Genomic DNA, 25,679 nt, shown 5'->3' on the forward strand with positions numbered 1-25,679 from the left:
GACCCCTCCTCTCTCAGACTTCGATCTTGCCGAGGCGGCGGATGACGAAGAAGCCGACGGTGTAGAGGCCGAGCGAGATCAGGACGAGGGTCTGGCCGAGGCCGGAGCCGGTGACGCGGGCGAGGGCGCCCTCGTTCGAGGAGTTGATCAGGAGCAGCGAGCCCAGACCGAGCATCGGGACCGTGAAGGCGGTGGCGTTGACCTCGGAGAGCATGGTGCGGACCTCGCGGCGGGTCTCCTTGCGGTCCTCCAGGGTGTGGGTGAGGTTGCGCAGGGAGCTGACGACCGAACCGCCCGCCTTGTTGGCGAGGACCAGGGTCGTGACGAGGACGATCAGCTCACGGGACGGGAGGCGCTCGGAGAGTTCACCGAGGGCGTCGTCGATGGTGCGGCCCAGCATCAACTGGTCGGCCACGTGCGCGAGTTCCTCGCCCGCGGGGGCTTCGAGCTCCTCCGCCGCCATCGCCAGAGCCGTCCGCAGGGCCAGTCCCGCGGCGGTCGCGTTGGCCAGCAGGCGGGCGACGTCGGGGAGTTGGCCGATGAAGGCCTCGATGCGTTTCTGGCGCTGCCAGTTGAGGAAGATGGCCGCGCTCCACACGCCCACGAGGGCGGCGATAGGACCGAAGAAGGGGGCCAGCACCGACGCGGCGATCAGCCACAGCGCGACGACGACGGCGGTGACGTACGTGGCGAACTCCCCCGCCGTCACGTCCAGGCCCGTCGCCGACAGGCGCAGGTGGATCGTCCGGCCGAGGCGGGTGCGGCGCAGCCGGCGGTCGATCGCGGCGAAACGGCGTACGCGGCCGGCCGCGGTGCGCAGCGGGCCACCGCCGGAGAGGCGGTCGACGAGGGCCTGGCGCTGGGCACGGCCCGAGGCGTACATGTGGACGCCCGCGACGGCGAGGGTGCCGCACAGCACGGTGGCGCCGAGGGCGAGGAGTGCGGGGTCGTTCATGACTGCCTCCCTTCGGGGGCGGGGTTGGTCATCCGATGGCCCGCCTCGTGTCGAGTACGTCGAGGACCTCGGCCACGCCGAACGCGGGCGGCAGCGGTTCGTTTGCGACGTACAGCTTCTCGGCGACCTGGCGCGGCACCGGAAGGTGCTCGAAACGGCCGTGTACGACACGGTCGGGTCCTGCGGGGCGGGGGACGAAGCGGGTGACGGGGATGACGCGGAACTGTTCGCGGCCGTGCGAGACGACCAGGGCTATCTCGGTGACCTTGCGGGAGCCGTCGGCGTGGCGGGTGAGCTGGACGACGACGTCCACGGCCGAGTTGATCTGGTCCTTCAGCGCCTCGAAGGGGATCTGGACCTCGGACATCGAGCCGAGGGTCTGGAGCCTCATGAGGGCGTCCTCGGCGGAGTTCGCGTGCACGGTCGCCAGGGACCCGTCGTGACCGGTCGACATCGCCTGGAGCATGTCGAGGGTCTCGCCGCCGCGGACCTCGCCGACGATGATGCGGTCGGGCCGCATACGGAGGGAGTTGCGGACCAGGTCGCGGATGGTGATATGGCCCTTGCCTTCGACGTTCGGTGGGCGGGACTCCAGCCGGATGACGTGTTCCTGCTGGAGCTGGAGTTCGGCCGAGTCCTCGATGGTGATGATGCGCTCGCGGGACGGGATCAGGCCGGAGAGGGCGTTGAGCAGGGTCGTCTTGCCGCTGCCGGTGCCGCCGCTGACGATGACGTTGAAGCGGGCCCGCACGAAGGCCGCGAGCAGCATCAGCATCTGCTCGTCGAGCGAGCCGAGATCGATGAGTTCGGGCAGGGTGTACGCGCGGGGGAAGCGGCGGATGGTGAGGGTGGGGCCGGTGAGGGCGAGCGGCGGGATGATGACGTTGACGCGCTCGCCGGTGGGGAGACGGGCGTCGACCATGGGGTTCGACTCGTCGACGCGGCGGTTGACCGTGGAGACGATGCGCTCGATGGTCTGCATCAGCTGGTCGTGGGAGGCGAAACGGAGAGGGAGCTGTTCGACCCGTCCCGCCCGCTCCACGAAGATGGAGTCCGGCCCGTTGACCATGATCTCGGTGATCGACGCGTCGGCGAGCAGCGGTTCCAGGACGCCGAGGCCGAGGGCCTCGTCGACGACCCGCCGGATCAGCTGGGAGCGCTCGGTGGAGGACAGGACCGGGCCCTCACGGCTGATGATGTGGCCGAGCACGCGCTCCAGGCGTACCCGGCGTTCGGCCGCCGCCAGGCTCGACATCTCCGCGAGGTCGATCTCCTCGAGGAGCTTGGCTCGGTAGACGGCGACGAGGTGTCCGTCCTCGCGGGCGGGGCCCGACTCGTCGGGGGTGGAGAGTCGGCTGCGCAGACTCATGGGTTCAGCTCCTCCCGGTCATTCGTCGGTTGTCCGTTTCCGGGTCAGTTGTCGGTGGGCATGGTGGCGTGGCGGGTCACCGGGTAGGGGCCGAAGAAGGGGATGACTCCGGGGACGGTGACGGTGACAGTGGCGGTGGTGACGTCGGGGCCTTGGGCGGGCGGTGGGATGTTCGGGTTGAGCCAGCCGCTCACCGCGGCCTGTCCGGCCGCCGTGCCGTCGCCGCCCTGCGAGGCGACCCGTGCCGCCGCCCGCGCCCCCGTCCCCGCCTGGTTGATCCCGTAGCCGATGAGGCCGAGCTGAATGGCGGCCATCCCGATGAGGAGCAGGATGGGCAGGAACCCGGCGAACTCCAGCATGGAGACGCCCCGGTCGTCGCGGAGCCGACGCCTCAGCCACCGTAAGGGCCTCATCCGTTGTTCCCCTCCAGCGCGGCGCCCGCGTTCCCCTTCACGCGCCACCCGGCGTCGAAGCCGGGGAAGAACAGGGGCACTTTGACGTCGACGGTGGCCTTCATGACCGAGCCCGCCGCGCCGCAGCGGATCTCGGCGCCGTTCCAGGCGCCCGGCAGATGCTTGCTCCCGGCCGTCTGGCACGCCCCGGGTACGTCACCGTTGACTGCGTACGCCGCCGTCGCCGCCCGCGCCGCCTCGTCCGCCGCGTTCCCGGCCAGCGAGTACGAGTAGCCGTACAGCACGCACTGCCACAGGATCGTCATCACGACGAGCAGGATGGGGAACATGCCGGCGAATTCGAGGGTGACCGCGCCCCGGTCGCCGCCCTTGCGCCGCAGGGCCAGTGCGCCCCGGTCCGAGGAGGCCTTGCGGCGCCTGCCGCCGCCCCCGCCGGTCTCCTGGGCGACCACCAGCCCCAGCTCCCCCGCCAGCGCCCACAGCGCCTGCTTGACCGTCGAGCGGGTGTCCAGGTCCTGGAGGCGCCCCGCGTCGACGACGGACTGGAGTTCCTTGAAGGCGGCGGGGACGGGGGTGCGGGCGACCTTGGTGCCGGTGACGCGTTCGACGAGGGAGGGCTGGATCTCCGTACCGCGGGCGAAACGGTTGACGACCGTGGTCGTCTCCTCCGCCTTGCGGATCTGGAGGCGGTCCCACATGCGGACCATGCGTTTGGCGGCGCGCACGGCGACCACGTCGGGGGTGACGAGGAGCAGGGCCCGGTCGGCCATCTCGACGGCCGCGGCGGTCGCGGAGTTCATCTGGGCGCCGCAGTCCACGACCACGACGTCGTGGCGGGAGCGCAGGGCGCTCAGGACCTGGCGGGTCACCCGGTCGGTGACCTCCTCGCCGCGCTCCCCCTCGGCCGGGGCCAGCAGGAGGCCCACTCCGCTGTCGTGGGTGTAGACGGCGTCCTGGAGGACGCGGGGGTTGATGTCGCTGATTCCGGCGAGGTCGGCGATCGACCGCCGGAACTGGACGTCCAGGTACGAGGCCACGTCCCCGGACTGGAGGTCGAGGTCCACCAGCGCGACGCTGCGCCCCGACGCCTGGGCGGCGAGGGCGAGTTCGACGGCGGTGACCGTCGCTCCGACGCCGCCCTTCGCCCCGGTGACCGTGACGACGGTGCCGCCGGGGCCCGCGTACAGCTCGGGGGTGCCGCTGCCGAGGTGGCGGCGCATGCCGAGCGACCACCCGGCGGCGGCCTGGACGCGTTCGGCGAGGGCGTCGTAGCCCAGCGGGAGGCCGATGATGCCGCGGGCGCCGGAGTCCATGGCGGCGGTGAGGACACCGGTGCTGGTGTCCGCGGTGATGAAGACGACGCCGATCGCGGGGAAGCGCATGACCACGTCGCGAATCAGGTCCAACGCCGGTACGGGACCTATGCGTTCATGGACCAGGACCACTTCGGGCAGTTCGTCGAGGGACTCGGCGGCGAGCCGCGCCAGGGTGTCGAGGAGCGCCGTCGAGTCGGGGACGGGCGGGGCCGGCTCGGCGTCCGCGAGCTGGCTCAGCAGAGTGGCGAGCGCGCGGGCCGAGTCGACGTCACTGACGGCCGGGAGGATACGGATGGTCATCGGCACAGCCCCGTGGGCGTGGACCTCATGCGCGGCCTCCTACTTGTCCTCGTCGAGGGTGTACGTACGGTCGCCGGGGGCGACGGTCGCGTCGGAGCCGCCCGCGACCAGGGCGAGGCGGACGTGTTCGGCGAACGACTCGGCGTACGCGACGCGTTGGGCGTCGGCGGTGTCGAGCGCGAAGGTGATGGGGACGGCCTGGGTGGCGCTGTTGCGCCGGTCGTTGCTGGACTGGCCGGGGTCGAGGGCGGTGAGCTTGCCGACGTCGATGACGCGGGCGTTCGCCACGATGACCTTGGACTGGTCCTTCTGCTTGTCGTTCTCGGCCTTGAAGGTGGCGTAGATGTTGACCCTGGAGCCGGGGTCGATCTTTCCGGCCACACCGGTCGCCGCGTCGATCATGATCGCGATCTCCTGCTGGCCCGCCTCCAGCGCGGGCCGGTCCACGATCATGTCGGTCTGGAGCAGGGAGCCCTTCTGGAGCTGGGTGACGGCGATCTTCCCGCGGATCTGGCCTAGGTTCGTGACCGCCGTGCTCGACAGCCAGCGCTTGGGCATCGAGACCTTCTGGAACTGGTCGGCCGACAGCTCCTTGTAGGGCGCGATGTCGTTCTTCAGGCGGTACGCCGCCACCTCCGGGCCGACCTTGGAGTTCACGTCGCGGATCACCGAGAGCACTCCGGCGAAGGCGCCCAGGGCGCACAGGACCGACAGGACCAGCAGGATGACGCCGCGGCGCTGGCGTGAGTTCATGACGCGGACAACCTCGATCGTGGGGCGGGGACGGCGGGGTCGAGCGGTCGTGCCTGGTGCTCTTCACGTGTACTGCGGGTGCTCAAGTTGCGCCTCGGGGCAGAGCGCGTACTGAGGATGCTGCCCGCACCGTGGCCGTCGGAAGCTCGGGAGGCGGGGGCAGCGGCGCGGCACAGAACCCGCATCGGTCACCGATGAGTTCGAGACCGCACCAGTGGCACTCCTCCCGGCGGACGGACGACACGAGCTGGTAGAGCACGGAGACGTCGTACAGACCGGCGGCGAACTCGGCGAGCTTGGTGGTGCCCCACCAGCGGGCCGACTCCTGCGGCAGCGGTACGGTCGCGACGCCCTGCACACGCCAGGCGGGCGCGAGGGTCGCGGTGACCCAGTCGGAGGGCGGCTGGCCCGCGGCGACGAGCAGCCGGGTGCCGAACTCGGGCCCGGTCAGCTCGTCCTGACCGATCCGGGCCAGCTGCGGGCGTGGATGGGACAGTACGGCGAACTGGGCGCCCGGCACCCATGACTTGGCGTGCGACTTCAGCGTCACCGGGACCCGGTCGAGCTTGGCGACCGAGCCGAGCAGGGCGCCGGCGTAGATGTAGTGGGCGAGCAGCCGGGCGGAGGAGGCGAGCACGCCCGGGCTGAAGTCGCAGACCGACAGCTGCCGCAACTGCTGGGCCAGCAGGGCCACTCCGAGCGGCGGCAGGTCGATGCCGAGCAGGGCGATGCGGTCGCTCTCCAGGACGGAGCGGACGGTGTGCAGCCGCCGGGTGACCGCGTCCTCGGCCGAGGCCGGGTAGAGCGCGATGACGTATCCGTGCTGCTCGATGAGGGCGTGCATGCCCGTGAGGGAGCTTTCGAGACTGTCGAGGGGCTGGACCACGGCGGGTGGGGTCTGCCGGTCGTGCGGCGGGAGCACCAGATCGGGACTGGTGACGGCTATCGCGGTCGGCACGCTGCACACACCCCGTTCACTGTGGCGGGGTGGTCGACCACCGCCTCAGATGGCCCCTGTGACGTCCTCTTGCATCAGCACCATATCCACGGCATGGCCGCCTCAACACCGAATCTTCCACATCAACTCACGGAAGGTACGGCCTTGATCAACGGAGAGTGAGACGAATATGCCACAAGTCGCCCACTCTTTGGGCCCATTGGGGCACCCGGCCACCCCTGTCACCCACCAGAGGTCTTGACAACCCAATTGGTCTGGACCAACTTGTACGCCAGCAACGTACGACGGTGGCCACCGTTCCGCACCCCGGTTCTCCCCTTCTCCTCCCCCCTCCCCTCCCCTCACCGGAGGTCCCAGTGGACCGCGTCATACGTATGCCCCGACCGCCCCGACGGAGATGGGCGGGCGCCCTCGCCGCCGTCGTCACCGCCTCCGTCCTCTCCCTCACCGGTCTGGCGGGCCAGGCCCAGGCGGCGGACGTCAACAACGCCAAGAACGGCGGCTACGAGTCGGGCCTGAGCAACTGGACCTGTACGGCGGGCAGCGGTTCGACCGTCTCCTCGCCGGTGCACGGCGGCTCGGCCGCGCTCAAGGGCACGCCCGCCGGGCAGGACAACGCCCAGTGCACCCAGGCCGTCGCGGTCAAGCCCAACTCGACGTACACGCTGAGCGCGTGGCTGCAGGGCGGATACGCCTACCTGGGCGTGACGGGCACCGGCACCACGGACGTCTCGACCTGGACCCCCGACTCCGCCTCCTGGAAACAGCTCTCGACCACCTTCACCACGGGCGCGTCGACGACCTCGGTGACGGTGTACACGCACGGGTGGTACGGCCAGGCCCCGTACTACGCCGACGACCTCTCGGTCTTCGGCCCCGACGGCGGCGGAGGCGGCGACCCGGCCCCCACGGTCCCGGCGGCACCCACCGGTCTGACGGTCTCCTCCGCCACGTCCTCCTCCGTCTCCCTCTCCTGGAACACGGTGTCGGGCGCGACGGGCTACAACGTCTACCAGGCGGGTACGAAGGTCCAGTCGACGACGGGGACCTCGGCGACCGTCTCGTCCCTCGCGGCCTCCACCTCGTACTCCTTCCAGGTCACGGCGACGAACGCGGCGGGTGAGTCGGCGAAGTCGACGGCGGTGACGGGCACGACGACCGCGTCCTCGGGCGGCGGTGGCGGCGGTTCCCTGCCCAAGCACGCCGTCACGGGCTACTGGCAGAACTTCAACAACGGCGCGACGGTCCAGAAGATCTCCGCCGTGCAGTCCCAGTACGACATCATCGCGGTGGCGTTCGCGGACGCGACGACCACGCCGGGCGCGGTGACCTTCAACCTCGACTCGGCCGGGCTCGGCGGCTACACCGTCGACCAGTTCAAGGCGGACATCAAGGCCAAGCAGGCCGCGGGCAAGAAGGTCGTCATCTCCATCGGCGGCCAGAACGGCACGGTGTCGATCAGCGACTCCACGTCCGCGACGAACTTCGCGAACTCCGTCTACTCCCTCATGCAGACGTACGGCTTCGACGGCGTCGACATCGACCTGGAGAACGGCCTCAACGCCACGTACATGACGCAGGCCCTGAGGTCCCTCTCCGCCAAGGCAGGGTCGTCTCTCATCATCACGATGGCCCCGCAGACGATCGACATGCAGTCCACGTCGAACACCTACTTCCAGACCGCCCTGAACATCAAGGACATCCTGACGGTCGTCAACATGCAGTACTACAACAGCGGTTCGATGCTGGGCTGCGACGGCAAGGTCTACAGCCAGGGCTCGGTCGACTTCCTCACCGCCCTCGCCTGCATCCAGCTCCAGGGCGGCCTGGCCCCCTCCCAGGTGGGCCTGGGCCTCCCGGCCTCGACGAGCGGCGCGGGCAGCGGCTACGTGTCTCCGACGGTGGTGAACAACGCGTTGGACTGCCTGGCCAAGGGCACCAACTGCGGCTCCTTCAAGCCCTCCAAGACCTACCCGGACCTGCGCGGCGCGATGACCTGGTCGACGAACTGGGACGCGGCGGCGGGCAACGCGTGGTCGAACTCGGTGGGGGCGCACGTGCACGCGCTCGGCTGACGCGCCTGCCTCCACGCCCCCTGAGCACGGCCCGCCCCGCCCGGAGCTGTCATCGCATCCCGGCTTGTTGCCAGGTGCGAACGGTTTCGGCGGTGGCGGGCCGCGGGGTTGTTTCGGCGACCCGGCCGGACCTCCGGGGCCGTCCGTACGTCTTCGGCCTCAGGGAGACCTTGACGCTCAGCACTGCCGAATTCGTCGCCAACGGGACCAGACGGCGGAGGGCAGCGCGGCCATGGCCATCAGTAGTCCCGGTTGGCCAGAAGCACGTAGCAGCGTGACCAGTTGACGGTCCAGTCGCCCGCCACCGTGTAGCCGGCCTCGCGCACCTGTTCCGTCACCCGGTCCAGGAGGCTCCGCAGCGCATCCGAAGTATCACGGACCTGAGGCTCGCTGCCGGGCTCCCAGGCGGGCGCGGAGTACATCACGTGCTGTTCCGCCCCGCGCGCCCTGATGACCTCGACGGTGTGGTCGTCGTCGTTCTGGAGGGACACATAGCAGCTGCCGTCGTCCACTCCCTCGTCCGAATCGGCACTGGAGGAATCGGTGTCGTCGGTTGCGTTCAGGGGCCCTGCGACGTCGCTGCCGCAGGAGGACCACCAGAGCTGCCACGGCCCGTCAGTGGTCCTTTCCTCCCTGTCCAGTCTCGCCTGGGCGATATCGATCAGGGTGGTGAGCCCCCGCAGCGAGCGCCTGTCGAAGTCGGGGGGAAGTGTGTCACTCAGGTCGTAGATCGGATCGTTCGCCATCCCTTCGGCGAAGTCGTCCACAACCACCAGGACGCAGTCATCGTTCTCGTCATCCTCGTCGTCCTCGTCCTGGTTCTCCACCTTCGCGTACTGCCTTTTGTCGGCTTCGTGTCCCCAACAGAGGCCAGGCATGCCGCCATGCGCGCAGGTGCACGTGTCCGTCCCCTCGGCGGACTCGGTGGTCTCCTCGGGTTCCGAGGTCCCTTCGACTTCTGGGGACACCGGGGTGGGCTCCTCACCCGGGGAGGGAGCATCCCGGCGCGGGTTGAGACAGACTGCCTCCAAGGGGGCCTTGCCGATACGGCTGTTGCTCAGCCACTCGGGCACGTCGTCCCGTTGTTCGACGGCACGCGCTTGCAGAGGCCGGTCCGCGGAGCGGTAGAAGGCGATGTCGAAGCCGCGGTCGAGCCATTCGCCGAAGAGGTCATCAGTCCCTGGCGAACCGAGGCCGCTCGCCTCGGCCGTTCGGAACAGCACCCGTGCGGCGGCGAGTTCGATGACCGGCAGGCCCGCGCGGTCGGGCTCGGTCTCGGAGGGAACGGGCATGGTCGGGCAGCCTCCCGGAGTCGAAGGACCCCGGTAGCGCACTGTCCGCACCCCGGTGATCTGCGGTTCACCACGCACCACGCGCGGCGATCGGCCGTCCCCCGGGGACATCCGCGACGGACGGGATGCCGTCCAGCAAGCCGGGACTTGGCGCTGGAACTCGTGACCGAGCGGGAAATTAACACTCCTGACCGGCCTTCGCAACGTGATCCGAAACCCCTTGCTCCAGGATCCGATGCGTGACACCTTGCGACTCGGTCGACCCGGCCGAACTCGGCCGGGGGAAGCCACCGGTCGGCCATCGCGCACACCGTGCGGGTGACCTTCCGGGCCACACCGTGCTCCCATGCCCATGGGGGCAGGCATCGATCTCCCTGCACGGCGTGTAAGGGGGTCCTTCGTTCCACAGGAGGCCCTTGTGCACACCACCGACGCATCCGGTGCGCCCCAGAACTGGGAGCTCTACCGTCACGCGGTCGTGGACATCCACTTCCACGACCGGACCGTACGGGTCGAACCGCGTTCGCCGGGCACGGCCGAGGGATCCTTCCCGGAACCGGCCGGCAACACCGCCCTTCACGTGATCACGGCCTGGAATCCTCGTGGTCATACCGCCTCTGCCGAGTACAACGCCCACGCTCAGAGCTTGTTGATCGATGAGCTCAACCGGCAGCGGCTCACCTGGTGGCCCGCGGCAGGAGGCGACGCGCGCGGCACGCACGTCGAGGAGAGTGTCGCCGTCACGGGCATGAGCGACAGCGCGGCACGCGAACTGGGGCGGCGTTTCGGCCAGGACGCGATCTTCACCTGGACTCCCGACGCATGGCGTGTGTCGTCGTGCGACGGCGACACCGCAGCCGTGAGTGGATGGGCGGCGCTCACCAAGACCACAGGCACCGGCGTACGACAGGAGCGGTGACGATGGGCATGTACCCCATGCGGACCCCGGACCACTGTCCCCGCTGCGGCAGAACCCTCGGAAGAACTCTTGACGGCCCGCCGGCCGAGCGGGTCAGGGTCGACGGGTTTCCCGCGGAGGTGACGTACGAGACCGACCCCTTGTGCGGGGCGCGCTGGCACGTGTGGGACAAGACGTCCCCGCTGCGTGGCCTGGCCCGCTCCCGTGTGGACGGCACCGACTGAGATCACGATGCTCGGCGGAACGGCGAGCATCCCCGGCCCGGCGGTCGCGACGCACTGCGTCGCTGTACCGGTTCACTTGTTCGTCTTGTGGTCGACCACGACCCCTCCAAGTTCCCGGGCCGCTTCCTGCCCGGTGGCGGCGTCGCAGAACTGGATGGTCCAGTTCCCGGCCGTGGCGATGTAGTACGGAACGTGGTCGTCGCTGAGGAGCAGCCGGATGTAGTCGTTCCGAGCGGCAGAGCTGTCGTGCAGCATGAGGTGGGCGTCGCGTCCGTCGCCGGACCGACCGCAGGGGTGCGTCTTCGCCGCCTGCGTCTCGCACAGTGCCTGGTCGGCTGACTCCGTCTTCCGCCGGTCGCAGCCGACGGACTTGTCCAGCGCGTCGGCGAGTGCGTCAACGCTCTTGTATCGGGGCTTCTGGGGAATGGCGGGCAGGCGATACAGAGGAGGAAGGACGACGGCGTCGACGGCTTTGGCGATCTTTACGGAATAGTCGGGGGAGCCGTTGGGCAGGACGCGGATGAACCAGTTACCGGCGGCCACGATGGTGTTGCCGCTGCTGCGCCAACTGGCGATGGAGTCCCCGACCTCGTTCCGGCTGGACTTCTTGGGATTCAACACCTGGATCTGGTTCTCCACCTCCGCTCCGTCGATCGCGGTCTTGCAGTCGAGGCCGCCGGCCTTGCGCCGGAGCACGTCACAGGTGATGCCCCCTCGCTCGAGTGCGGCCACCACGTCATCCGCCGTCCGGTACTGCGGCGTCGTAGGCACGTTGCTGGGCATGGGGGTGAGCTGATCGGAGCTGGGGGCCTTGACGGCGTCACATGCGGTGAGCAGTACCGCCAGAAGACATGCGATCAGCGCCGGTGCGGTCCTCTTCATGGGGTCAGTGGGCTCCTGGCGGCGTGGGGGTCGGGCCGGGGCTCGGTGACGGTGTTCCCGGTTCGGGCTCGCCGGTGCCGGTGCCGGTGGTCTGGCCGGTGCTGTAGAGCGGGTCGAGGGAGACGTGGTGTCCTGCGGGAGTCTGCGACTCCAACTGCGTTATGGCCCTGGCTCGTTCATCGTCGCTGAGGGCGTTCCAGGCCATCGCGTCGTCGAGGTGCGGCTCCATCTTGTCCCAGTTCTTGCCTCGCACCTTGATGTCGGCGCCGCGGTGGTCGGAGTCGTCACCGTACTGCTCGTTCTTCTCCCGCACGTCAGGGGTGTCGGCGGCGTAAAGGGTGAACAGCTGCTTGTCCGTGTCGGAGCCGTAGGGATCGTCGCGCAGGTCCGAGAGGTGGTACGCGCTCAACCGGACGTCCAGGTCGGGGTGCCCCTCGATGTTCGCGGCGAGTTCGGCGTCGCTCAGGTCGCTGAGGTATCTGCCGTCTTCGAGCTGGAACGCCTCGCGGTGCTGGTCGACGACCGACCGGGCCGTTTCCAGCTTCATGTGCGTGATGCCCAGCGACTTGTCGGGCTTCGCTCCGAGGGTGAGGCTCCAGTCGAAGAACCGACCGAACTCTGTCAGCGGCCCGCTCAGGCTCGGGTTGGAGTTCTGGTACCACTGCTGCTCCTGCCACAAGATGGCGAGCAGCAGCTTCTGGCTGACCCCGGTCTCGGCGGAGGCCAGTTTCACCTGATTGAGGACGTTCGGCGGAACGTTGATCGGGTGGAGACCGTCCAGGCCGCCGGACAGACGGAGCGCGATGGCCAGTGGGCTGTTGCCGTCGAGGGCCTCTTTGGCCAGCTTGGGATCGCCGATCCCGGTCAGTCCCTCGATGGTCCGCAGTGTGCGGGCCGCCTCGGCGTCGGCCTTGTCCGCCTTCGTCAAGGCATCCGCGATCACCTGGTGCGCGTGAGTGACCTTCTGATGTTCATCGCTGTCCGGTGACGTCGCGACCGGGTGGGCGAAGTCGACGCGACCGCTGTCGTCGACCTTCAGGTCGTGTCGCGCTGCGTAGTCGAGGCTGCTGTGCAGGTCGCGTTGGGCGTCAGTGATGTCGTCGGCGAGGCCGTCGTACACCCGGGCCAGTGCGCGAAGGGAAACGGAGGCCGCTTCGTAGTCGTCGGCGTGCTTGACGAACTTCTCCCGCGCCGCACGCCCGGCGTCACCGACCCAGCACTGCCGCAGGGTGGCCGCCATCTCGTCGCGGGCGATGGAGGCGATGCCGTCGCACTGCTTGGCGGCCTCGACCGCGTCGCTCGCCGCGTCGCGCCACTGCTGGGGCTTCGCCGTGTCGAGGTCGCTCACGGAGACCATCAGGCGTCCTCCAGCCAGTCGGCCGACTTCCTGAGCTGTGCCGCGATCGAGCCGTCGTCACTGATCTGCTGGTCCATTCCTTTGGTGAGCGCGTCGGTGGCGTCCTCGACCAGATCACTGAGCTCGCGGAGACGTTTCTGCCAGGCGGACACACTGGCATTGCTGGCAGCTCCCGCATCCCAGCCGGCGTGCGTCTTTCCCACGGCCTCGGCATCCTCGAGCTTCGACTTCTCCCGCGCGTCGCGGTGCGCGGTCCGCAGGTTCGACGCCTTGGCACGGATCGGCGCGTCGGTCAGCCCGAGGTCCACACCCTGCGCTCCCGGCGCAGCCGAGGCACCGCCGTCGGCAGAAGCGAGTTCCGTGTGTGTGTTGGACCTGCGAAGTGCATCCGCTTTGAGCTGACGCCACTCTTCCTCGAACGACATGCATTCCCCCGTTGCACATGCGTCTTGGATAACACCGCAGTCAACTCTACCTGTTGTGTACGGACGCCCCTCTGGAAGCCCCAAGCTGCGCCGCCCTCCGAACGGTTCGTGGCCGAGAGCACGGATGCGGCGTTTGCGAAACCTCATCATCAACACCTGGGGCTCGCTCGCGTACGATCCCGCATTCCCGGCCGCGTCCGACGGACAGATGTCGATCACGGTCTCGCTCAGGCGGTGACGCTCGGCTGCCTTCTTGTCCGGGACCAGCACGGCCGCACCGCCGGTAGCGACAACGCAGCGGTTACTGCCCAGGTGTACGGCAGGATGGCCAGCCACTTCTTCGCGATCGGAGAGCTGGACCGGACCTGCAGGTCCCGCGCAGTCGTCCGGGGCGCGGGACCGGCAGGCGTGCCACCGTCGCACGGCACACTCCGGTACCCCTCCCCCATCGGGCCAGACCTCGTCGCGCCCGCCTCGCCGCACGCCGCCTGTACGGAACGCCCGGCCGCCGACCATGCCTCGCAGTAAGCGCGCCAAGTCTGGTCATCGCACGGCTGAGTTCGCGAGCGTAGACCTCATGCACACGGCCCCTTCGGATCATTGAGGACCCGCTGAACAAGAGAGTCACCATCAGGTCGCGGGCGGCGTCGCGAACCTGGGAAGGTGTTCGCCATGGATTCTGAGCCGGGTGACGCTCCGGCGCGCCACTACGACCCAGGGGGCTGGTTGGCCCAGTACGCGGGCCGAATGCTTGTGGTCTGCCCGCAGTGCGGCGGCTGCGCGCTCGTGGTTCCCCGGCCCGGTCTTCCTGCACCGAGGTATTTCAGCGAGCTTTTGTTCCAGCCACGCCGTCTGGCTTGCGGAGGGTGCGGTGCCGTCGCCGGCTGGGAACCCGAGGTGCGGGGCGCCGGTCTGGTCGGCGCGGTACTGGGCGGTAGTGAGGATCCGTTCTTCTGGCAGCCCCTTTGGCTGCAGACCCGTTGCGTCGGCCACGTCCTGTGGGCCTACAACGAGGAGCACGTCGACGAACTTTCGGCCTATGTCGGTGCGCAGTTGCGCGAGCGGGGTGGGGCGCGGCCGACGAGGGCAATGTTTGCGCGGCTGCCACCGTGGATGAAGAGGTCCCACAATCGCTCCGAGGTCCTGGCCGGCCTGGAGACGCTGCGAGCGCTGGCCAGGCGGTCAGCACCTGCCGACCGATCGGACGCCGCACATGAGCGCGGTGACCGTCCCCGCCCGCACGGGAGCATGTACTTCCGGGGCGGTCCGTATGAGGGCGGCCCTTGAATCCCTCGGCCGCAGCCTGTCCCGTAACTGATCTTTGGCATGAGGGTGGTTGGTCAGGACTGGACCCTGGAGGCCGCTGGTGGGCTCCGCCGCCAGGTGCGCAGAATGCCCCTGTTATGGTGCGCCGATGTCAGAGATCAAGAAGTTCCAAGTCACCTTTGACTGCGCAGAACCTGAGCGTCTCGCTCGTTTCTGGTGCGAGGTGTTGGGGTACGTCGTGCCACCGCCACCGGAGGGTTTTGCCACTTGGGACGATTTCAAGCGCTCGCAGCCACCTGAGCAGCGGGATTCATGGTTCGCCTGCAGTGATCCCTCAGGTGTGGGCCCGCGACTGTACTTCCAGCGTGTTCCCGAGGGGAAGGCCGCCAAGAACCGGGTGCATCTTGATGTGCGGGTCGGCACCGGGCTCGTGGGCAAAGAGCGCCTCGCCGCACTTGAGGCCGAATGCGCACGACTGGTCCCGCTCGGCGCGGTACACGTGCAAACGCTGTACGCCGATGAGGAAAACGAGTCGTGCATCCCGATGCTGGACATCGAGGGCAACGAGTTCTGTATCGACTGAGCATTCTCCGAGCCGAAAAGGCGGGGAGCCGCCTCCCTTGGACCTCTCTGGTCTCGTATGGGGCGGGAGTTATCCCGTGAGGGCGAGGTTGTGCAGCCGGGCGAAGACGTGCTCGACGCGGGCCCGGACCATGCGGTGATAGGTGCTGTGACGCGCTCACCCCGCACGCTCGGTGGAGTCGTCATGCGGGGTCGAGCGCGCTCGACCGCGCGCCGTACTCGGCCGCGCTCACCCGCGGCAACGTCGCCCACATCCGCGTCCCCCCGCCCGGCTCCCGCGACTCCCCGAAGCCCCAGTCGCCGTCGCAGGCCCGGCATACGCAGGCCAGGACCCGCAGGCCCGCGCGGCGGCGGGCGTCGCAGGCCGCGGTCAGGCGGGGGTGGGTGTGGCGTGGGTGACGGTCGTAGACAATCACGCGGAAGGCGCCACCCCGATAGCGGAGCGACAGGTAGAAGTCGGGGGATTCGGTGAACTGGCAGGCGGTCGCGGTCAGTTCACCGACCGCCTGTAGCGCCGCGTCCATGATGTCGCGCAGATCGTGCGCAGCCAGCAACGCACGCGTGGCCGCTCGCGCGAGCGCCGGGCTGGCCAGCGCCGCCGGGAGAGTGAGGCTGTACGCGAGGGTTTCGGGGCTGGGCCGGGTGGGGTCGGCGGGGTAGGCGGTCGCGAGGGGGCATGGGGACATCGGTCCTCCTTGGGGGGAGGGCAGCGGTGGCCTGTCGCGGGCAGGGGCCTGCGGTGCACTTCCAACTGCCGTCAGTGGCTGGTGCGTTACTCAACGTAGGGCAAGCGATGGTTACATTGCCACCTGGGTGAAGAAATTGACCCATTCGTGGTCCATCGACGGCCAGTAACGGCAGACTGCTGCCGAGCCGCGCGAGAGGGAGGCCATGCCACCGAGGACGACACCCACGGAGCGTCAGAAGCGTCTGGGCGCCGAGCTGCGCAAGATGCGGACGGCAGCGGGAATGACCGCAGACCATGCCGCCGGGCTGCTCGGTCTCGACCGGGCGAAGATCTCCAACGTAGAGACGGGCATCCGCACCATCAGCCCCGAGCGGCTACGCACCCTCGCCTGCAACTGCGACTGCTCGGACCCGGCGTACGTGGAGGCGCTGGTAGCCATGGCTCAACCCAGCGGTCGTGGCTGGTGGGAGCGGTACCGGGGCTCCCTTCCCTCCAATCTGCTGGACATCGCGGAGTTGGAGTCACACGCGGTCAGGATGCGCACGGCCCACACCATCCATGTTCCGGGGGTACTGCAGACCAGCGATCACGCGCTCGAACTCTTCAGGGCTGTACTGCCACCGCTGCCCGAGCGTGAGGTCGCCCTGCGACTCGCCTACCGAGTGGAGCGGCAGCAAGTACTGGAAGGCGAGAACCCGCCCGAGTACGTCGGCCTGGTGCACGAGGCCGTGCTGCGCATGCAGTTCGGTGGCCGCAAAGTGGCCCGCGCCCAGCTGGAGCACCTGCTCAGCTTGTCGGAGCGCCCACCGATTCGTCTCCTGGTCATCCCCTTCGCCGCAGGGACGTTCCCCGGCGCGGGCAACACGGTCAACTACCTGGAAGCGTCCGTGCCGCAACTCGACACCGTCCAGGTCGACAACTCGCACGGCCCGGAATTCCTGGGCGGGGCCGTGCAGTTGGCCAAGTACCGTGCGCACTTGGACTGGATGGAGCGCATGGCCCTCTCCCCAGAGGCATCACGCGACTTCATCCGCGACATCGCCAACAGCCTGTGAGGAGACGCCCGATGGACAACATCACCTGGGAGGACCCGTTCTGCGGCGAGGGAGCCAGCTGCTTCCGCCTCGGCACCGACCCCCAAGGCAACGCCTACATCGCCATAGCCGGCGCCGAGGACACCTACCTCACCGACACCCGCGAAGCGCTCCGCACCATGATCCTCGACATCAAGGCGGGCAGGGCCGACCACCTCCTCTGAGTCGTCGGACGGCTACCCCATCGGCCGGTAGTACCCCAGCACCCACGCCAACTGTGCGAACCACCCGCGCAACAACTCCCGCGGCTTCGCGGTCACCACGCACTCGTAGACCCTGCCGTCCAGGTGGACCACGGCGACCATCAGGGCCTTGCCGTTGGGGCTCGCCTTGTAGTGGACGCTGCGGATCTCGGCCCAGGGGAAGTCGACCGTGATGTCGTACATCTCGAAGGCCACACCAGACGCGTCGACAACGACCGAGTTGTGCTTGTCGACCGCCAGGAACTCCGGGCCGGGCGCCGGGGGCTGGGGCGGCCGCGGGGCGTACTGCGGCGGGGGCGGGCCGAAGCCCGGTGGGGTGGAGGCGGGCGGCTGGTCTGTCACTCCGGCAACCTATCCCTGCGCACGCGGACCCCCTACGTGGAGGGCCCCCTGTGAGCCCCCTCCGGACCTTCTTTCCATCCGCTGAAACATTTCCGGGGGGCCGGCGCATCAATGAAGTGAAGGCGGCGGTACCGAAGACACGGGGGCGGGATGAGACAGATCCGGGGGGCCGACTACGCCGAGTTCGCGGCGGCGCGGGCGGGGCATCTCTACCGTTCCGCCTGTCTGCTCACCGGCGGGGACACCCATCTCGCCGAGGACCTGGTGCAGGAGACCCTCGGTCGCCTGTACGTCCGCTGGTACCGGGTCTCCCGCGTCGGCAACCCCGCCGGGTACGCCCAGACCGTCCTCACCCGTACCTTCCTCGCCCACCAGCGGCGCCGCAGCAGCCGGGAACGCGCCACGGACGAGTTCCCCGACCTTCCCGACCCGCGCGCGGCCGACACCGACACGCCCCTGCGGCTGACCCTGGTCGAGGCACTCGGCCGGCTGTCCGCCAAGGACCGGGCCGTGGTCGTGCTGCGCTACTGGGAGGACCGCAGCGTCGAGGAGACCGCCGAGGCCATGAACGTCAGCTCGGCCGCCGTACGCACCCGCTGCACCCGCGCACTCGCCCGGCTGCGGCTGCTGCTCGGGGACGCCCTCGGCGAGCACGCCAGACCCTGACGCCGCCCCGGCGCCGACGACCGTACCGAGACTCCGACCCACAGCTCCGACCCACAGCTCCGACAGACAGCCCTTACGGAGAGCAGAGAGGGTGATTCGCCATGCCCGTTGACAACCACGACCACCACCACGGCCACGACCAGGACCACGACCACGACCACGAGGACCGTTTCGAGGAACGGCTCGGCGAGGCCCTGCACCAGGCCGGCGGGGCCTACGAGACCGACCGGCGCGCCCTGGTCGCCGCCGGCGAGACGCGCGGCCACCGACTGCTGCTGCGGCGCAGGGCCGCCGTCGTGGCGGGCCTGGCCTCGGTCGCGCTCGTGGGCCTCGGCGGGGCACTCCTCGTACCGGGCGGGGACGACGGGCGGCAGTCCGTGGCCACCGGTGCGAAGACCCCCGTCGCTTCGGCCACCCCCAAGGCGTCGTACACCGGCGACGAACTGATCGGCATCCTCGAGAAGCTGCTCCCCCGGGGCGAGTTCGCCTCGGCGGAAGCACGCGGCACGGACGCGGAGCTGCCGCCGTACGCCCAGGTCGTCTACAACGACGGCAAGGGCAAGGCGGCCATCGCCGTCGGCTTCGACCGGGTCCTGCCGGGCAGCGAGCAGGCCCGCCAGACCGTCGAATGCCCGGACAAGGTCCTGACGCCGTACGACAGTTGCGCCGTGACCAGGCTGCCCGACGGCTCGGCACTCAAGATCTTCCAGGGGTACGAGTACCCGGACCGCCGCGCGGACACGAAGCTATGGACGGCGGACCTCGTCACCCCCAAGGGTCAGCACGTCGGCGTGAGTGAATGGAACGCCGCGGCCGAGAAGGGCGCGCCGGTCAGCAGGGCCGAACCCCCGCTGTCCACGGCACGGTTGAAGACACTCGTCACGGCCCGCGTGTGGCTGGGCGTCGTCGACGCGATCCCGGTGGAACCCAAGGCCCCGACGGCGGCACCCGCACAGCCCTCGGGCGCCCACGGCGGCGCGGTCGCTTCCACACTTGTCTCGCTGCTCCCCAAGGGCGTCAAGGTGGTCGCCAAGAGCGGCGCGGACAGCGGGTACGGCTATGTCGTCCTCGACGACGGCAAGGGCAGGAGCCTGGTCCAGATCAACGTGCAGCCGAACATGTCGGACGTCGAGCACCAGCTCTTCGGGGCGGGCACCGAGACGCTGGCCGACGGCGCGAAGGTCGTCACGCGCGAGGAGCCGGGCGAGAAGGGCGGCGCCGGCGTCGTCATGTGGACCGCCGACACCATCAGGACCAACGGATTCCGCGTGGTGGTCAGCGCCTTCAACTCCGGCAGCCAGGCGACCGCCGCGACGCGCACCGCCCCCGCGCTCACGACGAAGCAGCTCCGGGCGATCGCCCTCAGTGCGAAGTGGCGCGGTCTGGGCTGAGTTCCCTCGCCTCTTTCCCAACTCGGGCCCCGTCGGGCGGACCTGCCGGCGGGGTCCGACGCATGACCGGTTTCCGCCACCGGCCCTTTAGGGACTCTTGACCTGCCCATGCCAAACACTCACCATGAGCGCCACACCCGCACTCCGTACGTCGCACTGGTTCCACCCCCCACACTCCGCCAAGGAGAATTCATGCGACTTCACAGACGCGGCAGGCGCACCGTCACCCTCGCGACCCTGCTCGCGCTCGCCCTCGCCGCCCCGATCACCGCCACCGCCACCCACGCCACGGCGACCGGAGCGAAGGCCCCCGCGCCCTCGGCCGACGACATCCGCCAGTACGAGATCCACCAGAGCACCACCCCGGTGACCCGCACCGCCATCCAGCGGACCGGCGTCACTGTGGACGAGGCCGACGAGGAGACCGTCGTCGTCTCGGGCCGCGCCGACCAGGTCAAAGAGCTGCGCCAACTCGGCTACGAGGTCTCCCTGTTGGGGTCCGCGCCGAACCGGTCGAACGGCGCCGGTGACGTCCGCCTCCTCGACTTCCCCTCGGCCGACTCGAAGTACCACAACTACGCCGAGATGAACACGGAGATCGACCAGCGCCTCGCGGCCTACCCGAGCATCATGAGCAAGCGGGTGATCGGCAAGTCGTACCAGGGCCGGGACATCGTCGCCATCAAGGTCAGCGACAACGTGGCCACCGACGAGAACGAGCCCGAGGTCCTCCTCACCTTCCACCAGCACGCCCGCGAGCACCTGACCGTCGAGATGGCGCTGTATCTGCTGCGCGAGCTCGGGGCCGGGTACGGCAGCGACTCCCGGGTCACCGACATGGTGAACAACCGTGAGATCTGGATCGTCCCGGACCTCAATCCGGACGGCGGCGAGTACGACATCGCGACCGGCTCCTACCGCTCCTGGCGCAAGAACCGTCAGCCCAACTCCGGTTCCTCGTACGTCGGTACGGACCTCAACCGCAACTGGAACTACAAGTGGGGCTGCTGCGGCGGCTCGTCCGGCTCCACGTCCTCCGAGACCTACCGCGGCGCCTCCGCCGAGTCCGCGCCCGAGGTGAAGGTCGTCGCCGACTTCGTGCGCGGCCGGGTCGTCGGCGGGAAGCAGCAGATCAAGGCCGGGATCGACTTCCACACGTACAGCGAACTCGTGCTGTGGCCCTTCGGGTACACCACCGCCGACACCGCGACCGGCATGACCGCGGACGACGCCGCCGCGTTCAAGGCCGTCGGCCAGAAGATGGCGGCCAGCAACGGGTACACCCCGGAGCAGTCCAGCGACCTCTACATCACCGACGGGTCGATCGACGACTACCTCTGGGGCAGTCAGAAGATCTTCGACTACACCTTCGAGATGTACCCGACGTCCAGTTCCGGAGGTGGGTTCTACCCGCCCGACGAGGTCATCGAGCGGGAGACCTCGCGGAACCGGGACGCGGTGTTGCAGTTGCTGGAGAACGCGGACTGCATGTACCGGTCGATCGGTAAGGCGACGCAGTACTGCAGCTAGGAGTGGGACAGACCGGTGGGTGGGGAACTGCGGGCCGGATGTAGCTGGTCGCGCAGTTCCCCGCGCCCCTTACGGGGCGCTCTCCTCCGGGGCCTCTTCGGAATCGTCACCGTCTTCGAAGTAGGCGTCCAGGACCGCGTCCAGCTGGTCCTCCCACTCCTTGAAGCGGGCCCGGGCCGTCGCCTCGATCTCGATCGGGTACCAGCGGCGGTCCGGGGTGTGCACCGTGATGGTGAACCGCTTCCCGAAGCGGGGCGACTCCGTCTCGACGGCGCCGATCTCGTCCCAGCGGAACTCCGCCTCCTGGTCGTCCAGACGCAGCCGTACGCCGCTGTGGTCTGCCTTGATCGAGGCGCGCCGGTCGGACGCCTCGAACACCGGCCCGTCCGGGTCCGGTTCGGGCTCGGAGTCCGGGTCGGATTCGGAGGTGGCCTCCTCTTCGGGCTCGGCGGGTGCCTCCTCGGCGACCGCCGTCTCGGGGGCGGCGTCCTCGACAACCGCCTCCTCGGACGCGGCCTCTTCGGAGGCGGCCTCCTCGACGGCCGCGTCCATCGGCTCCGCCTTCGCGGGTGACGTGAGCCCGGGGATGTACGCCGGGTTCACCGCGGCGGCGTCCAGGGGCTGGCTCTTCGAACCTATGCGCTGCTCCACAGCGGGCAGTATGGTCGAAGATCCTGTGCCGGACACAGCCAGCCCCCAAGTTGGCAACGCGACTGTTGTACGAAGACGCCCCGTACCTACACGAACAGGCTCACCACCGCCGCCACCGCGAAGCCCGCGACCGACAGCACCGACTCCAGAACCGTCCAGGTCTTGAGGGTGTCCCGTTCGGAGATGCCGAAGTACTTCGCGACCATCCAGAAGCCGCCGTCGTTGACGTGCGAGGCGAAGATGGAGCCCGCCGAGATCGCCATGATGACCAGAGCGACGAAGGCCTGGGAGTGGTCGCCCTCGGTCAGCAGCGGGGCCACGATACCGGCCGTGGTGACGATGGCGACCGTGGCCGAGCCCTGGGCGACACGCAGGACCAAGGAGATGAGGTAGGCGAGGACGATCACCGGCAGGCCGACGTCGTTGAAGGTGTCGGAGAGGGCCTGGGCGACCCCGCTGCCCTTGAGGACCGCGCCGAAGACCCCGCCCGCGCCGACCACGAGCAGAATGTTGCCGACCGGCTTCAGCGAGGCCGTGGACACCGTCTCCAGCGACTTGCGGGACCAGCCGCGGCGGATGCCGAGCAGGTAGTACGCCAGCAGCAGCGCGATCGTCAGCGCGACGAAGGGGTGGCCGAAGAACGTGATGACCGAGCGGCCCGTGGAGGGGTCGAAGGCGATCGAGGAGAAGGTCGCGAGCAGGATCAGCACCAGCGGCGTACCGATGATGGCCAGGACCGTGCCGAGCGGCACCGGCTTCTCCTGCGGCGCGACCCCGGCGGCCCGCTGCTCCTCGACCAGCGCGGCCCTCGCCTCGTCGGCGGCCTCGGCCATGTCCTGCGGTACGGGGACGAAGATCCGCCTGCCGATCCACGCGGACCAGACCCAGGCGGCGAGCACGGCGGGGATGCCGCAGACGATGCCCATGAGGATGACCCAGCCGAGCTGTACGTGGAGCAGTCCCGCGGCGGCGACCGGGCCCGGGTGCGGCGGCAGGAACGCGTGGGTCATGGAGAGACCCGCGAGCAGGGGCAGGCAGTAGAGCAGGATCGACTTGCCGCCGCGCTTGGCTGCCGCGTACACGATCGGCGCGAGGACGAAGATGCCGACGTCGAAGAAGACCGGGATACCGAAGATGAGGCCGGTGAGGCCCATGGCGAGGGGCGCCCGCTCCTCGCCGAAGAGGTTCAGCAGCCGGGACGCCAACACCTCGGCCCCGCCGCTGACTTCGAGGATCGCGCCGAGCATCGTGCCGAGCCCGATGATGATCGCGATGTGGCCGAGGGTGCCGCCCATGCCGGACTCGATGAGGGAGACGGCGTCGGAGCGCTGGACCGTGCCGAAGAGTTCGGTGACGGAGAGACCGGCCGCGAGGCCGACGGCTATGGAGACCGCGAGCAGCGCCACGAAGGGCTGGAGTCTCGCCTTGATGATCAGGACGAGGAGCAGGGCGATGCCGAGCGCGGCGACGGTCAACAGACCGGCGGTGCCGTGGATGAGGGCGATCAGACCGCCGGTGTGGAGTGGGGCCGGTGGTGCGGTGGTGGCGGCCAGCAGGGGCATGGGCGCGGACATGAGCGAGGACAGGGGCGAGGACATGGGCGGGGGACCTCTGCAGTCGGGTAAGTGGGGCATGCGGCTTTCGGGCAGGGGGGATCGCGGCTCGGCGTCCCATGGGGATGGACGCCGTGCCGTGATGACGTACGGGGTGCGGGAGTTGGAGGGGGTTGCTCAGCCCAGTACGGCGAGCGCGTCGATCTCGATGAGGAGGCCGGCCGGCAGGCCGACGTAGACCGTGGTGCGGGCGGCGGGGGGCTCGGTGAGGCCCTGCTCCTCGAAGTAGGTGTTGTAGATCTGGTTCATCTCGGCGAAGTGGTCGACGTCCGTGAGGTAGACGCGGATCATCATCGCGTCGTCCCAGCTCGCGCCGCCCTCCTCGAGGATCGCCTGAACGTTGGCGAGGGTCTGGAGGGTCTGTTCACGCAGGGTGGGACCGGCGGGCGTGGGCGGCTTGCCCTCCTCGGCCGGGAGGAAGCCGACCTGTCCGGCGACCTGGAGGATGTTCCCCTTCTTCACGCCGTGCGAGAACTTCGCGGGCGGCGTGGTGTGGGTCTTGGGGGTGAGGGCGGTCTTCTCGGTCATGGACGTCGGGAACTCTCTTCCTTGGCTGGGGGCTTGCCGGAATACTCGTGGCTGATGGCGTCGGCGGTCCGGCGCACCAGCGGGAGCAGGGTGAGGAGTTCGTCGGCGGTGACGACGACGTTCGGCGCGGAGACCGACATCGCGGCGACGACGCGTCCGTCGGCGCCGCGGATGGGGGCCGCGACGCAGTTGATGGACTCCTCGTGGCCACCGAGGTCGGTGGCCCAGCCCTGTTCGCGCACCGTGGCCAGCTCCTTGAGGAATGCGGGCGCGTTGGGGGTCGAACGGGCCGTGTACATGGGGTAGTCGAGCTTGTCCGCGAGGGCGCGGCGCTCGGGCTCGGGAAGATCGGCGAGGAGGAGTTTGGCGACGGCGGCGACCGTGATGGCGACCGGCTTCCCGATCCGCGAGTACATGCGCACCGGGTAGCGGCTCTCCACCTTGTCGATGTAGAGGACCTCGTTCTCCTCGTACACCGCGAGGTGGACGGTGTGCCCGCACGTCTCGTTGAGCCGTACGAGGTGGGGGTGGGCGATCTCGCGGACGTCGAGGTTCTCGACGGCTTCCTGGGCGAGGGCGAAGAGGCGGGCGCCGAGGCGGTAGCGCTGGTCGGACTGGCGGTAGACGAGGCCGTGCTCGTGCAGGGTGCGCAGGAGGCGGAGCGCGGTGGACTTGTGGACGCCGAGGCGGTCGGCGACCTGGCCGAGGTCGGCGGGTCCCTCGGCGAGCAGCGGCAGGATGCTCAGCGCTCGGTCGACGGTCTGGCTCATGGGGTACGTACCTCCTCCTGGGCCCGCGTGACGGCTTCGGTCCAGCCGGGGCCGAGTCGAAGTGTCTCCCACGCGTCGTCGTCCACAGCGGCCAGCCGGTCGGCGTGGTCGCGGGAGGGGGGCGCGGCGAGGTCGCCGTGGACGGTGAGGGCGGCGGCGGCCATGAGGTGGCCGTGCCGGAGCCGCTCCCGGGCGGGCAGTGCGCGCAGGGTGGCGGAGAGGAACCCGGCGGCGAAGGCGTCGCCCGCGCCGACGGCCGCGATCACGTCGACGCGCAGGGCGCGTACGAACGTGGCGGTGTCGGGGGCGTCCTGGCCGGCCCCCGAAGCCGCGCGGCCCGCCGCGGCCCTCTCGAACACGGTCGCCCCGTCGCCGCCCTGCTTGACGACGAGGACGGCCGGTTCCGGCAGCGCGTCGCGGATCGCCCGTGCCCCGGACAGCCCCCAGGCCGCGCGGGCCTCGTCGTCCCCGACGAACACGATGTCCGCGCCGCGTGCGAGGTCGAGCAGGACGCGCGGTCCGTCGGCGTCGCGCCACAACCCGGCGCGGTGGTTGACGTCGAAGGAGATGAGGGGGCGCCTCGCGCGAGGCGCGGTGAGTTCGCGCATCAGGCCGAGGCAGTCCTCGGACAGCGCGGCGGTGATGCCGGACAGGTGCAGTACGCGGCCCGAGCGCAGGGCGTCCACGTCCACGTTGTCCTTGGTCATCGCGGAGGCGGCGGATCCGGCCCGGTAGTACGCGACCTCGTGGGCGTCGCTCGACCGGTCGCCCGCCGTGCGGAAGTAGATGCCCGTCGGGCGCGCGGGATCCCGTCGTACGGCGGAGGTGTCGACGCCGTACGCGGCGATCGCCTCGACGAGGTGGTCACCGAACCCGTCGGTGCCGACCCGGCCGACCCAGCGCGCGGTGTGCCCGGCCGCGGCGAGCACGCACGCCACGTTGGACTCGGCTCCGCCGATCCCCCGCTCGAACGACGGCACATCGGCGAGGCGCCCGGGCCGGGTGGGCAGGAACGTGACCATGGACTCGCCGAGCGCTACGACGTCGACAACGGTGGGGGTCACGATGACTGGGGCTCCTCGCTCTCGCGGCCGACGGTGGCGAACGGCACCGTTGA

Annotated in this window: 26 protein-coding genes and 1 riboswitch; of the genes, 9 read left to right on the top strand and 17 right to left on the bottom strand. The window is 69.6% G+C overall.

The window, feature by feature from the left end:
- Positions 1 to 13: 13 nt before the first annotated feature.
- The 6 genes from KVT44_RS21085 to KVT44_RS21110 all read right to left on the bottom strand — a co-directional run bounded on the left by KVT44_RS21085 (position 14) and on the right by KVT44_RS21110 (position 6,064).
- The gene (locus KVT44_RS21085; RefSeq protein ID WP_054234988.1) at positions 14 to 955 is read right to left on the bottom strand and encodes a type II secretion system F family protein; all 942 of its coding nucleotides are present in this window, start codon (positions 953 to 955) and stop codon (positions 14 to 16) included.
- Positions 956 to 983: 28 nt separating this feature from the next.
- Positions 984 to 2,324, bottom strand: coding sequence for a CpaF family protein (locus KVT44_RS21090; RefSeq protein ID WP_217568118.1), 1,341 nt, complete (start codon positions 2,322 to 2,324; stop codon positions 984 to 986).
- Between the two features lie 44 nt (positions 2,325 to 2,368).
- Entirely contained in the window at positions 2,369 to 2,737 is a 369-nt protein-coding gene (locus tag KVT44_RS21095) for a TadE family protein (protein WP_254649660.1), read from the bottom strand.
- Positions 2,734 to 4,353 carry an AAA family ATPase gene (locus KVT44_RS21100; RefSeq protein ID WP_099920869.1) on the bottom strand — a complete coding sequence of 540 codons (1,620 nt, stop codon included), beginning with the start codon at positions 4,351 to 4,353 and terminating at the stop codon, positions 2,734 to 2,736. The genes KVT44_RS21095 and KVT44_RS21100 overlap by 4 nt, the downstream gene beginning before the upstream one ends.
- A 39-nt stretch (positions 4,354 to 4,392) precedes the next feature.
- Entirely contained in the window at positions 4,393 to 5,106 is a 714-nt protein-coding gene (cpaB, locus tag KVT44_RS21105) for a Flp pilus assembly protein CpaB (RefSeq protein WP_217568119.1), read from the bottom strand.
- Between the two features lie 82 nt (positions 5,107 to 5,188).
- Positions 5,189 to 6,064, bottom strand: coding sequence for a hypothetical protein (locus KVT44_RS21110; protein ID WP_217568120.1), 876 nt, complete (start codon positions 6,062 to 6,064; stop codon positions 5,189 to 5,191).
- A 374-nt stretch (positions 6,065 to 6,438) separates the two neighbouring features.
- On the opposite strand from KVT44_RS21110, the gene KVT44_RS21115 reads away from it, so the two are divergent.
- On the top strand, positions 6,439 to 8,139 hold the full coding sequence (locus KVT44_RS21115) for a chitinase (RefSeq protein ID WP_217568121.1): 1,701 nt from the start codon (positions 6,439 to 6,441) through the stop codon (positions 8,137 to 8,139).
- A 239-nt stretch (positions 8,140 to 8,378) separates the two neighbouring features.
- On the opposite strand, the gene KVT44_RS21120 is transcribed toward KVT44_RS21115, so the two are convergent.
- Positions 8,379 to 9,431 carry a hypothetical protein gene (locus tag KVT44_RS21120; protein ID WP_217568122.1) on the bottom strand — a complete coding sequence of 351 codons (1,053 nt, stop codon included), beginning with the start codon at positions 9,429 to 9,431 and terminating at the stop codon, positions 8,379 to 8,381.
- Positions 9,432 to 9,488: 57 nt separating this feature from the next.
- Positions 9,489 to 9,599: riboswitch (SAM riboswitch) on the bottom strand.
- Positions 9,600 to 9,849: 250 nt separating this feature from the next.
- On the opposite strand from KVT44_RS21120, the gene KVT44_RS21125 reads away from it, so the two are divergent.
- Both KVT44_RS21125 and KVT44_RS21130 read left to right on the top strand, forming a co-directional pair.
- Positions 9,850 to 10,350: a DUF3293 domain-containing protein gene (locus tag KVT44_RS21125; RefSeq protein WP_217568123.1), complete on the top strand. Its 501-nt coding sequence runs from the start codon at positions 9,850 to 9,852 to the stop codon at positions 10,348 to 10,350.
- A 2-nt stretch (positions 10,351 to 10,352) separates the two neighbouring features.
- Positions 10,353 to 10,574, top strand: coding sequence for a hypothetical protein (locus tag KVT44_RS21130; RefSeq protein WP_217568124.1), 222 nt, complete (start codon positions 10,353 to 10,355; stop codon positions 10,572 to 10,574).
- 72 nt (positions 10,575 to 10,646) lie between these two features.
- Here the strand turns inward: KVT44_RS21130 and KVT44_RS21135 are convergent, their stop codons facing one another.
- Genes KVT44_RS21135 through KVT44_RS21145 form a run of 3 tightly spaced genes read right to left on the bottom strand, consistent with a single transcriptional unit; the run spans position 10,647 to position 13,238 of the window.
- Positions 10,647 to 11,456 (bottom strand): hypothetical protein, encoded by an 810-nt coding sequence (locus KVT44_RS21135; RefSeq protein ID WP_217568125.1) that lies wholly within the window; start codon positions 11,454 to 11,456, stop codon positions 10,647 to 10,649.
- 4 nt (positions 11,457 to 11,460) lie between these two features.
- Complete coding sequence (locus KVT44_RS21140) at positions 11,461 to 12,813, bottom strand: hypothetical protein (RefSeq protein ID WP_217568126.1); 1,353 nt, start codon at positions 12,811 to 12,813, stop codon at positions 11,461 to 11,463.
- The gene (locus KVT44_RS21145) at positions 12,813 to 13,238 is read right to left on the bottom strand and encodes a hypothetical protein (RefSeq protein WP_217568127.1); all 426 of its coding nucleotides are present in this window, start codon (positions 13,236 to 13,238) and stop codon (positions 12,813 to 12,815) included. The genes KVT44_RS21140 and KVT44_RS21145 overlap by 1 nt, the downstream gene beginning before the upstream one ends.
- A gap of 1,414 nt (positions 13,239 to 14,652) precedes the next feature.
- Between KVT44_RS21145 and KVT44_RS21150 the strand changes: the two genes are divergently transcribed.
- On the top strand, positions 14,653 to 15,087 hold the full coding sequence (locus KVT44_RS21150) for a VOC family protein (RefSeq protein WP_217568128.1): 435 nt from the start codon (positions 14,653 to 14,655) through the stop codon (positions 15,085 to 15,087).
- Positions 15,088 to 15,268: 181 nt separating this feature from the next.
- Here KVT44_RS21150 and KVT44_RS21155 read toward each other — a convergent pair whose 3' ends face one another.
- Positions 15,269 to 15,772 carry an ATP-binding protein gene (locus KVT44_RS21155; protein WP_217568207.1) on the bottom strand — a complete coding sequence of 168 codons (504 nt, stop codon included), beginning with the start codon at positions 15,770 to 15,772 and terminating at the stop codon, positions 15,269 to 15,271.
- A 205-nt stretch (positions 15,773 to 15,977) separates the two neighbouring features.
- Here KVT44_RS21155 and KVT44_RS21160 point away from each other — a divergent pair, with 205 nt between their 5' ends.
- A complete protein-coding gene (locus KVT44_RS21160) occupies positions 15,978 to 16,829 on the top strand; it encodes a helix-turn-helix transcriptional regulator (RefSeq protein ID WP_217568129.1) in 852 nt (283 codons plus the stop codon).
- Between the two features lie 11 nt (positions 16,830 to 16,840).
- Positions 16,841 to 17,032, top strand: a complete 192-nt coding sequence (locus KVT44_RS21165) for a hypothetical protein (RefSeq protein ID WP_217568130.1) — start codon at positions 16,841 to 16,843, stop codon at positions 17,030 to 17,032.
- 12 nt (positions 17,033 to 17,044) lie between these two features.
- Here the strand turns inward: KVT44_RS21165 and KVT44_RS21170 are convergent, their stop codons facing one another.
- Complete coding sequence (locus KVT44_RS21170) at positions 17,045 to 17,413, bottom strand: hypothetical protein (protein WP_217568131.1); 369 nt, start codon at positions 17,411 to 17,413, stop codon at positions 17,045 to 17,047.
- Between the two features lie 150 nt (positions 17,414 to 17,563).
- Between KVT44_RS21170 and KVT44_RS21175 the strand changes: the two genes are divergently transcribed.
- From KVT44_RS21175 to KVT44_RS21185, 3 genes are all read left to right on the top strand, one after another.
- Entirely contained in the window at positions 17,564 to 18,079 is a 516-nt protein-coding gene (locus KVT44_RS21175) for a SigE family RNA polymerase sigma factor (RefSeq protein WP_075032300.1), read from the top strand.
- 101 nt (positions 18,080 to 18,180) lie between these two features.
- The gene (locus KVT44_RS21180) at positions 18,181 to 19,470 is read left to right on the top strand and encodes a hypothetical protein (protein ID WP_217568132.1); all 1,290 of its coding nucleotides are present in this window, start codon (positions 18,181 to 18,183) and stop codon (positions 19,468 to 19,470) included.
- Positions 19,471 to 19,662: 192 nt separating this feature from the next.
- Positions 19,663 to 21,000 (top strand): M14 family metallopeptidase, encoded by a 1,338-nt coding sequence (locus KVT44_RS21185; protein ID WP_190172228.1) that lies wholly within the window; start codon positions 19,663 to 19,665, stop codon positions 20,998 to 21,000.
- A 69-nt stretch (positions 21,001 to 21,069) separates the two neighbouring features.
- On the opposite strand, the gene KVT44_RS21190 is transcribed toward KVT44_RS21185, so the two are convergent.
- From KVT44_RS21190 to KVT44_RS21210, 5 genes are all read right to left on the bottom strand, one after another.
- Positions 21,070 to 21,651, bottom strand: coding sequence for a hypothetical protein (locus tag KVT44_RS21190; RefSeq protein WP_217568133.1), 582 nt, complete (start codon positions 21,649 to 21,651; stop codon positions 21,070 to 21,072).
- Positions 21,652 to 21,737: 86 nt separating this feature from the next.
- Positions 21,738 to 23,213, bottom strand: coding sequence for a GntP family permease (locus KVT44_RS21195; protein ID WP_217568200.1), 1,476 nt, complete (start codon positions 23,211 to 23,213; stop codon positions 21,738 to 21,740).
- Between the two features lie 168 nt (positions 23,214 to 23,381).
- Positions 23,382 to 23,792 (bottom strand): RidA family protein, encoded by a 411-nt coding sequence (locus KVT44_RS21200; RefSeq protein ID WP_217568134.1) that lies wholly within the window; start codon positions 23,790 to 23,792, stop codon positions 23,382 to 23,384.
- The gene (locus KVT44_RS21205) at positions 23,789 to 24,562 is read right to left on the bottom strand and encodes an IclR family transcriptional regulator (RefSeq protein ID WP_060899204.1); all 774 of its coding nucleotides are present in this window, start codon (positions 24,560 to 24,562) and stop codon (positions 23,789 to 23,791) included. The genes KVT44_RS21200 and KVT44_RS21205 overlap by 4 nt, the downstream gene beginning before the upstream one ends.
- A complete protein-coding gene (locus tag KVT44_RS21210; protein WP_308314058.1) occupies positions 24,559 to 25,626 on the bottom strand; it encodes a sugar kinase in 1,068 nt (355 codons plus the stop codon). Before KVT44_RS21210 ends, KVT44_RS21205 begins: the two co-directional genes overlap by 4 nt.
- Between the last annotated feature and the right edge of the window lie 53 nt (positions 25,627 to 25,679).

This window comes from Streptomyces sp. GbtcB7 (genome assembly GCF_019091445.1).
GTDB classification, from domain to species: domain Bacteria; phylum Actinomycetota; class Actinomycetes; order Streptomycetales; family Streptomycetaceae; genus Streptomyces; species Streptomyces mirabilis.